The 9,075-nt window shown below is 48.8% G+C and carries 12 protein-coding genes; all 12 read right to left on the bottom strand.

The features are described from left to right. Positions 1-1,547 (bottom strand): type IV secretory system conjugative DNA transfer family protein (locus tag K1F36_RS19140; protein ID WP_220115224.1); only part of this gene is annotated, 1,547 nt, incomplete at its 3' end. Between the two features lie 11 nt (positions 1,548-1,558). Continuing rightward, positions 1,559-2,578: a MobB family relaxase gene (gene mobB, locus K1F36_RS19135; protein WP_220115223.1), complete on the bottom strand. Its 1,020-nt coding sequence runs from the start codon at positions 2,576-2,578 to the stop codon at positions 1,559-1,561. Between the two features lie 2 nt (positions 2,579-2,580). Then, positions 2,581-3,165: a BfmA/BtgA family mobilization protein gene (locus K1F36_RS19130; protein ID WP_220115222.1), complete on the bottom strand. Its 585-nt coding sequence runs from the start codon at positions 3,163-3,165 to the stop codon at positions 2,581-2,583. Between the two features lie 446 nt (positions 3,166-3,611). After that, positions 3,612-3,785 (bottom strand): hypothetical protein, encoded by a 174-nt coding sequence (locus tag K1F36_RS19125; RefSeq protein WP_220115221.1) that lies wholly within the window; start codon positions 3,783-3,785, stop codon positions 3,612-3,614. Between the two features lie 301 nt (positions 3,786-4,086). Continuing rightward, entirely contained in the window at positions 4,087-4,284 is a 198-nt protein-coding gene (locus K1F36_RS19120; RefSeq protein WP_220115220.1) for a hypothetical protein, read from the bottom strand. Further along, complete coding sequence (locus K1F36_RS19115; protein WP_220115219.1) at positions 4,256-4,420, bottom strand: hypothetical protein; 165 nt, start codon at positions 4,418-4,420, stop codon at positions 4,256-4,258. The genes K1F36_RS19120 and K1F36_RS19115 overlap by 29 nt, the downstream gene beginning before the upstream one ends. 10 nt (positions 4,421-4,430) lie before the next feature. After that, positions 4,431-4,880 (bottom strand): JAB domain-containing protein, encoded by a 450-nt coding sequence (locus tag K1F36_RS19110; RefSeq protein ID WP_220115218.1) that lies wholly within the window; start codon positions 4,878-4,880, stop codon positions 4,431-4,433. A gap of 77 nt (positions 4,881-4,957) precedes the next feature. Next, positions 4,958-5,296, bottom strand: a complete 339-nt coding sequence (locus tag K1F36_RS19105; protein WP_220115226.1) for a single-stranded DNA-binding protein — start codon at positions 5,294-5,296, stop codon at positions 4,958-4,960. 593 nt (positions 5,297-5,889) lie between these two features. Next, positions 5,890-6,567 (bottom strand): DUF1281 family ferredoxin-like fold protein, encoded by a 678-nt coding sequence (locus K1F36_RS19100; protein WP_220115217.1) that lies wholly within the window; start codon positions 6,565-6,567, stop codon positions 5,890-5,892. A gap of 248 nt (positions 6,568-6,815) precedes the next feature. Beyond that, the gene (locus tag K1F36_RS19095) at positions 6,816-7,652 is read right to left on the bottom strand and encodes a DUF932 domain-containing protein (RefSeq protein WP_220115225.1); all 837 of its coding nucleotides are present in this window, start codon (positions 7,650-7,652) and stop codon (positions 6,816-6,818) included. A gap of 151 nt (positions 7,653-7,803) precedes the next feature. Then, positions 7,804-8,373 (bottom strand): hypothetical protein, encoded by a 570-nt coding sequence (locus K1F36_RS19090; RefSeq protein WP_220115216.1) that lies wholly within the window; start codon positions 8,371-8,373, stop codon positions 7,804-7,806. A gap of 174 nt (positions 8,374-8,547) precedes the next feature. After that, positions 8,548-9,075 (bottom strand): site-specific integrase (locus K1F36_RS19085; RefSeq protein ID WP_220115215.1); only part of this gene is annotated, 528 nt, incomplete at its 5' end.

Genomic DNA, 9,075 nt, shown 5'->3' with positions numbered 1-9,075 from the left:
TAGTGCCGCTCCAAGTCCCCTTCCTTTATTTCAAGTGGCTCGGGCAAGCCTTTTGGAATTACAGGCCTTCGGAACTGTACCTTCCGGTCCTTCCCATCGGCAAAGACCACGAACTCCCCTTGTTTCAACCGAAAGAAGACCTCGGCCCTGCGTTTGGAGACCTCCTTCTCCCCTTCTGTGATGCGTCGTTCCAAACTCAATCCCGAGCTTTTGCTCACGCTGCGGGTGGGTATTTTTACCAACTCAAAAAAACGTTCATAAAATCGAGCCGTATCGGGATCATTCACCTTTCCAAAGAACTGGTAGGACAGATTGGACAAAATGGCCTTGCTGGCCTTCTCCCCGTACATCATATCGTTCTGGACCTTGTCCTGTAGCACATATACACTCACAATATCGTAGCTCCGCAAGGTAGCCGGGATGCGGTGCATGTTCAACAAACGTAAGGTGGAGGCTTCCTCCAACAGCATAAAGGAGGGCTTTCGGTTGCGTTGGCTCATTTGTTTAGAGATGGTATGCATAATGGTGGCGATCACCGGGGACAGGGAAGCATCTTTTTGGGGATTGTTCACCAGGGCAATGACCGAGGGATTCTCGGCATTATTGATGTCCAGCGGAATCTCATCGGCGGACAATACCATAAAAATCTTGCGGGTACTGATCTTTTTGATGGCATTGGCCAAGGTACTCATCACCCCAGCGGTCTGCCGCTCCGACCCTACACCACTGATAAAGGCATCGGCCATGGCCCGTGAGGTAAGATTCTCCCTTAAAAACTTGATCAAGCTTTTGGTCCCCAACTGTTGGTACAGGGCCATCACATGGGGCAGCGTACAGAAGTCGGGGTATTCGGTCTTGAGCCGCCAGATCAGTCCACTGATCAGTCCTTCCGCTGCATCCTTAAAAAAACGGGAGGTACTGTTCTCATCGGAGTCCCGGTGTTCCATCAGATTTTCCAACAGGACTCGCGACACCTCGTGGACACTCTCCTCATCCGGCAGGTAACGGGGTGCGATGGGATTCACCCTATGGTAGATCGGCCCAAAGGACACGATATGGAAGGGCACCTTTTGATCTTTCCAAAGGGGACAGGCCATTTCGGTAATCTCAAAATCCTTGTAATCATGGATGACCCCGGAAAACCCCTGCTCCTTGAAATGCTCCAAGAAGCCATAGATGACACTTTCGGTCTTCCCGCTCCCTGCGGAGGCCATCACGGACACGCCCCGACGAATGTTGCCCAGTACCAAAGACCTGCCCTTCACCCTTAATTTGACCTCAAATACCTTGGATGGTTTACCCGTATCCTTATGGTAGTCCACCAGGCCATAGATGACGGTATGCAGAAAAAAAAAGGGGAGCCATAAGGTTATCAACTGCTCCATAAGTATGTCCCAACCCTTCATCCATCCTATGGACAAAACGAGTACCATAAGACCCGCTATAAAGTAAATAAATCCGTTTTTGAGATACCGAATAGCCGCGAAGGATAATCCTCCCCCGATTACCAAACCCACAACTGATTCAATCCATCCCATATTTTCCATGTTCCAAAGTGTTAAATTCCAATCGATCCTGATTCCAAGGCCTTTCCAATCCCTTTTTTGAGCTGCATCATCGCCTTATAGGCCAATTGCGCCTTGTTGGTGGGGATGGTCGGTACCTTGATGCCCGCCTTGAACAACAAATGCTTGGCTGCTTGCCGTTCATTTGTTGGCAAGCCCAAGAGGGCAGAAAAAAAGCGTCTCGGGTCCTTGTCCAACAGGTTACGGGCATGGTAGGTCTCCACAAAGTTCCTGCGGTAGCCAAACTGTTTATCAAAGGTCTTTTCCGCTGCCCTAAAGAATTTATCTCGATCAAAGCCCTGTTTGACGGTCTGCCCATGAAGGGTGGTCTCGGAAGTTCGGAACTTGGACCCGGGGGAGAGGCTATGGGTATTGGACCTGTCCATTCGGCTTACGATGATATGGATATGGCTTTGGTGGCCCTCCTTGGCCATCCCCGGAACGATACGCTTTCCGTTTAGTTGGTGAGGCGCCTCGCTTTCAAGGGCATTGATCTGTTCCTGGAGCTTGGCAATTTCCCCTTGCTCCCGCCCTTCCTTGATCGCCCTGACCCGGTGTTGCAGTTCCAAGATCTTGCTGGCATGGGCCTGGTTTTCCTTAACCTCGCGATCCTTTTCGGAATAGGTACGTTCCCGCTCCAGTTTGGCAAAATAGAGGATATCCTTAACGGTCACCTCGCGGTCCCGGAAAAAGGAGGCCGCATAGGCCTGCATGACCTCCCGGGTGTATTGCCGTAACTTTTCGGGATCGTTTCCGATATGCTGGAGTTCCCTTTGGGAGGGGCTGACCACCAGGGAATAGAACTTGGGTTCCCGTTTCTTGAGCTTGGCGGTGTTCGCATCGATCTCGGCGATGACCCGTTCCGCATCGATGTTGTTCTCCTCTTGGTTAAAATATCCTTCCTGCTGTTCCGGTTCCTTCCCTTCGTTTTCTTTTCCGAGATAATTGACAAAATCCCGGGCACTCCCCCGAAAATTGTCCCCCAGTTGTTGGCGTGTGATGGCGATGTACATGTTTATTGCTTTTTAAGTTTTGTGCGGTATTTTTCTATGGCCTCAGGATTCAGGTCCAATTTGAGGTGGTCCTTGCCAAAGCGGTTATGGAACACACTCACATGGTCCAGCACGTATTTAAAATCCTCCCTGAGTTCTTCCATTTGCTCCGCCAGGCGGTCATAACGGATCTTGGGCACGGTGACCTCCCCATCAAAGGGTTCAGTCTCCTTGGGTAGCTTGGCCTCGGTCAACTGCTGTTCGATAAAGTCAAAATCGTTGTCCCATTCTTCGTCATCGGATGCCAGTTCCTGTTCAAAGAGGGCCTGGATCATGCTGACGGTGGGCAGGGTCTGTTCCTTTTCAATGCTGCGCATGATGGCGACCATGGCATTGAAGCGGCGTTTGATCAGGTATTTGAGGCTGGCGATCGTCTCGTGCATCCGCTCGTCCGGGGAGATCCCGTTGTGCTCAAAAAACTCCACCATGGCCAATAGCGTCATGGAATGGGATTTCCCTTGACGCTTGGAAAAGCTCCTGAATTTTATGGCCACGGAAATTTTGACCTTCATGGCTGCAAATCGTTCTTTTTCATATCCTTTATCCATTTTTTCACCAAAAATTTGCTGGTTTACTGGGCTGAGCGTGTTTTTTCACCAAAAATCGAACACCCTGTTTTTTCAATAATACCTGAAACCCCCATAAACAGGGGCCTTGCGCAGCAACTATGATCGGTAGGACGCGCGAGCGTGCTACCCTCTTGCTTCTCCGATTTGTCCCGCAGGGACCAAATCGTATCGCACAACCGTCCTTAAAAAGCTGGTTGCATGTTCTCTGTGCAATTGATTGTACGGACTTTGGGAAAGTCAAACCTAAATCGAATGCCGTACACCATAAATATATCGGGTTTTGGGTGAAACAAAAAACGCCGTTTGATTCCAATTGGTACGATTTTGCACCAAATCGTATGGAACGGGCGTTTTGGAAAAAATTGGACGTCAGATTGGGGACGGCACGACAAAAAAACAAGGCTCTTTTTCAAGAGCCCTTGGTGTCAATTGGTGGTCCGTGCATCGGTGGGCAATTGCTCCTTGCGGTATTCAAACCTGAAAATCCAAAGATTGATTACCAAAAAGAACGATTTGTCGGCATCCTTGGGCTTGGCTAGGGATTCCGTTCTGTGCTTCCGTGCCGGTATTTCCAACGACTTTTTTACTGTTGTTTTCATAAGAATTGATTTTAAATTATCGATTATTTGATGGCATCCCCGCCCTTCCCAAAAATTTCAGCTCAAAAGGAAGCGGAATAAATAGTAAGCTTGCGAACGGCTTTATGCCGAACGCTTTTGATGGGAATATTTTTGAAGGGCCAACTTGCGGTCAAATAAGGGATAGGTATTGTTCGGGGCTGGACTGTCCTTTGTAAAGCGGCACATCCCGTATTGGTTTTTGTGGGTTCGATACGCACGAAAACCAAACTGTGAAAAAAAAAGACCCCATGGGCTTGGGGTCTTGGTCAATCGGCACACTTCAAATCTTGAAACTGTACCTGTAATTGTACAGGTTGCGGATGGCTTCCTGTTCCAATAGCTCATCGTAGTTGCTGAATTGGGTCTTGGCATAGCTGCGCAACTGTTTCCCGAATTTTGCCTCTACATCCTTTTTCGATAGGGCTATCAACCGTTGTTGTGCGCTGTCGTCAAGGTCGTTGAAATTTATCTGTATCATCTCCATGGGTTTTGACTGTTGTGGTTTCCTGCAAATCGTATAGGTCGGGATTGAACCCATCGGGATAGTCCCTTGGGTCTTGGGTATCTTCCAACCATTTTTCAAATGCCGTCATTTCGGTATCGTTTTCTTTCATGGCACATAGTTTAAAGGTCTCCATTGTCGGAAAAGCTGTAGTAACTGCCATCGGGCGCCAATATGATATGGTCGAGTACCCGCACGTCGAAGAGTTCCCCCGCCCGTTTGATTTTTTGGGTCAGCTTCCTGTCCGCTTCACTGGGTTTCAATTGCCCAGAAGGGTGGCAATGGACAAGGATCATCCCCACACTTAGGGTTTTCAGTACAATGGCGAACAATATCCGCAAGTCCACCAACGTACCCGTGATGCCCCCTTGTGACAGGGGATAGATGCCCTTGACCTTGTTGGCATTGTTCAAGAGCAGTACCTTAAAGGTCTCGTGCATCCCAATGGTCTTTTTGTCCCAGTTTTTGTAGAGCAACTGTGCCACCGCTTGCGAGTTGGTAATCGAATCGGACTTGATCGTTCTCAATTTTTCTCGGTAGCTTACCTGTATTTCGTTAACTTTGTACGTCATAATTCTTTTTTTAGAATGTGAATGTGAATTAAAAAGAGGGTGCATCTTGTGGAGAGAATTGCACCCTCTTTTGGTTTCTAATCGTTACCCCCCAACAATAGGATTTCGTTGGCCACCACTTCGGTCACATAGCGTTTGTTGCCCTCCTTGTCGTCGTAGGAACGGGAGGTCAGTTTTCCCTCAATGGCAAGTTCCTTGCCCTTGTCCACGTACTTTTCGATGATGTCGGCGGTCTTGCCCCATGCGGTCACGTTGTGCCATTCGGTGTTGGTCACCTTTTCACCCTTGTTGTTCCTGTAATGCTCGTTGGTCGCCAAGGACAAACGGGCGACTTTCTTGTCGTTTTCCAAGTTGGTGATTACGGGGTCTTGCCCCACGTTCCCGATCAACTGTACTTTGTTTCTCAAACTCATAATAAAAAGATTTAAAAGATTAATAATTCCCCATATCTCTGTGTAATTGTGTGTGGATTTTAAGGGGTGTTTGTTTGCTTCTTACGTGCGCAGCACAATAAACGAAGTGGGTTCGGTCAAGGCTTTTGGGAACAAATCGGGAGGCTTCGCGACGTGGTTTTTACCGAAGGGCTAAAAACGAGGACGTGGATACCCTATTTGTGAGCAAAACACCGTCTGGCCTTGACGGGTTCCATAAGGGCCCTAGGAATTCCTTCCGACCCATTTGTGTCCGAGTGTACGGGAAGTTAAACGAGGGAAGCAAATGGCGTCCTGATTGGAAGTCCTTGGGCACTGCCCTGTTTTTCGATGCCCCGAAAAACAACCAGAGGCTTCTTTTATTAAGAACCCCTTAAAATCGTGGGGCCAACGACATGGCTTTAGGAAGCCCCGAGCAAAGCCCCAAGAAGGGTTTGCAGGGGATGACGTATAAAAGCCTTGGAAATTGGGCTTCCTTATATAACTTTTCCCAAATCTTTTAAATGGTCTTCTTGGCCGAACAAAAACTCCCGATACCTTCAGTACCGGGAGTCCTTGTTTTGGTGATGGGTTTTCCATCAGGTGTTATACTTTTTGACAATGGCCTTGGGGCTTTTTTGTTTCAGGTCGTCCATGGAAGTGGCAAAGACCTGTTCCTTGATATGGGGATTTCCCTCAAAGGTGACTGTAAAGCGTTCCATTCCTGTAAGTTCCAACAGCCTCTTAAGGAGTTTGGAGCGGTCTGCCTTGGACACGCATTTGTAAATGTGGTGCTCCCTCAGCTCTGTCTCGGTAGAGATGTAGCCGTCCTCGATATAGTATTGCAACTCCGACAGGGCATCCTGAAAAAAGCTTTCATAATCCAGATAGGCCATGTACTGCCAGTAGTTGCCCTCGAATATGACCTCGGTACCGTTACGGTCGATGTTCAGTTCCCCGCCAAAGCCCATCCCCGGCTCCTCAAAGTTCATGGTGATTTTCAAGGTGGTATAAATCTTGGCTAGGGTCTCGAACAAGGGTACGGGCGGTGACCACGCACTATCGCCGTAGAGTTTCAGTTCTCCGTCCCTAAGGTCAATGTCCGGGGTGAACCACTTGGTACCTACAATATCGTAAATCTCCCCAAAGGGAATCTCGCGTTTCAGGACGTGCTCGAAATCAATGTAGCCGTCCTCCTTAGTAAGCAGTTTGTGGAGGGTTTCCAGTTCCGCTTCGTTTCCGGTAATGGTAATGGTGTTGTAACAATGGTTTGCCATAATATATAGTGTTTAAATGGTTACATGCCTGGAAGTTTCATGCAACCCTGGCACGGGCCGCCAAGGCCGATAAAGCCATGAGCCCGCCGAAATGGTATATCGGTGCGGGCCGTAGGTTTGCCGGGAAACCTTCCTAGGCACCATTTGGCAACTGTTTATGGTATGGTTTGGTCTACTTGGAATGTATGGGAAACGGTACTGTAGAAACTCCGGTTTGGTGCGGGCACCGGAGCGGCCCGTTATGGCACTTAGGCCATCTCAAGGACGGTCTGGAAGAGCTGTTTGTCCAGACGCTCTTGACGTGAAAAGCTCCGTTTCAGGGTACCGTGCAGAACGGCATTGAAGGCATTGTAACCCAACCAGAGGTTCGGGGCAGTGCCGAGCAGTACGGCCTCGTTGTCCAGGATGTCGATGACCTCACGGGCCTTCTTGGACGGGTCGGGGTTCCTGTCGCTGCACTCATAGCGGAACAGTTTGGTGCGCTCCAGCACCTCCCTCACAAATGCCTTGGTGTCCAGCAGTTCGATGGCCATCATCTGGCTGAACCTATCGGAAATGGTGTAGAACTCATTGTCCATGAACTTTTGGAACAGTCCCTCCAGTTCGGGCATGATAAGCTGGGCACCGTTGGTGCTGTGCTTGATGGAAAAGGCAATCTCCGCCTGTGCCACGTGCAGGCCGTTGGAGCATACCAGGCGGTAGAACCCGAAATGTCCCGAGGTGCGCTCGCTTCCATCGTAGGAATTGGTAAACCGCAGCATCGGAAGGATGGTATCTTCTCCGTCTCCCACGGAGAACTGGGAACTGTCGGAGAGGATAAAGTCCATACTGAAGGTCCTGTCGTTACGGTTGATGGTCTGGCGGTGGTAATCCAAGCCGGCATCGATGAGCATCTGCTCGGCTTTCCTGAAAAAGAGTCCGTTGGGAATGTGCCCATAGCTCTTCGATACGATGTTCACGATCTTGCCATTGCTCACTATGGCGCGTTCCAGCCCTTTTCTGGAGGGCATTTGGGTCAGTTCATTTAACGGTCTTACCTCGGTAGGTACGAAGACCTCGTCCTGTTGCAATCTGTCTAAATACATAATTATTGGATTTTGGTTAAACAATATTTGCAGGGAAATCCAAACGGAAGGCAGGCTGTCGAGCGGCATGGAAACGGAATAAACCTTATGCCGTCCCTTGTCCGATGACAGGCTGCGACGTTTACCTTGGTGCAAAGGATTGGTTGGAATATTATGTCGCTTCGGAGTTCCCAAAGAGGCCTTCCTGTCGAGGGCTTTCGGCTGAAGATGGTTTGGAAATGGACGTATCGGCCTTCATCTTTTGCTTTAGGGCTTCCCGCCTCTTGTCATAAATCCAAAGTCGTAAACGTTTCAACAGGGTCAGTTCGTAATCGGATAGCTGCTTCGGGGCAATCTCCATCATCGCCCCTATCTGTCCGGCATTCTTGAAGGTCTTGGCAAATTGGAGCCCGCACCAAGTATAGATGTTTGCCCATTCACCCGGCATGGGGGACTCAAAGGTCCTGGGCATCATATAGGCCACCACTTCGGTCAGTGAGGCCATGCGTTCCCCCTGCATCTGGGTCAATAACCTCGCTAGGGTAATGTTGTCCAAGACCTGTTTGGGTACGGCATCCTGCCAGGCGGACGGATAGACGATGATGGGGCTACTGAGGCAGTCCATAAAGTCAAGGACAAAATCGGACTGGGCCTTTTTGAAGTGTTTTGGTGTGGGTTTTGGGCTAATTTCTGGCGCCAGTTCGAAGTCGAAATCCAGTTGGTGCATGTTTGGATGTTCCATGATAATAGGTTTTAATTCAACAATATTTTCAGGCTCTACCAAACGGAAAGGAAAATTTTAAAGTGGCAAGGAAACGGAATATAAAAAGTGACTGTAGGGAACGGCTTTATGTATCCTTGTCCGACAAACTTTTGCGGGCTTAGCTTTCGATGATATTGGTTAAGCTATTAAATGTTATCTGACGATCCGTAGGTTGGCCAAAGGCTGCCGGCCATTGACAACTTCTTTCTTTTTGTTTGTTTCCAGAACAGATTTTAACTGGGCCATATCCTTGCTTATCTTCTTTTCCACTACTCTTGCATATTTTTGGGTCGTAGAAAGTTTGGTGTGCCCCAATAGCTTGGATACCGTTTCCAAGGGAACATTGTTCATCAGGGTAATAGTGGTCGCAAAAGTGTGCCTGGCCACATGAAAAGTCAGGTGCTTTTTGATTCCGGCATTGCTTGCAATAATCTTTAGGTACTTGTTTACTTTTTGATTGGAATAGACCGGTAAAAGGGTATGCCCATTTTTAACATCGGGAAAATCCGAATACTTATCCAATATCCCCTTAGCCTGGGATAGCAGTGGAACCCTCACTGGGGTCTTGGTCTTTTTCCGTTTGACATTGATCCACTCTTCCCCATCGATACCCGTTACAATATCGCCCCGTTTGAGGAGTTTGACCTCAATATAGCTGAGACCTGTATAACATGCAAAAAG

Source organism: Flagellimonas abyssi (assembly GCF_019457905.1).
GTDB lineage: Bacteria > Bacteroidota > Bacteroidia > Flavobacteriales > Flavobacteriaceae > Flagellimonas > Flagellimonas abyssi.
Note: the sequence above shows the minus strand (reverse complement) of the source record. Positions and strands in the feature narration are given on the sequence as shown.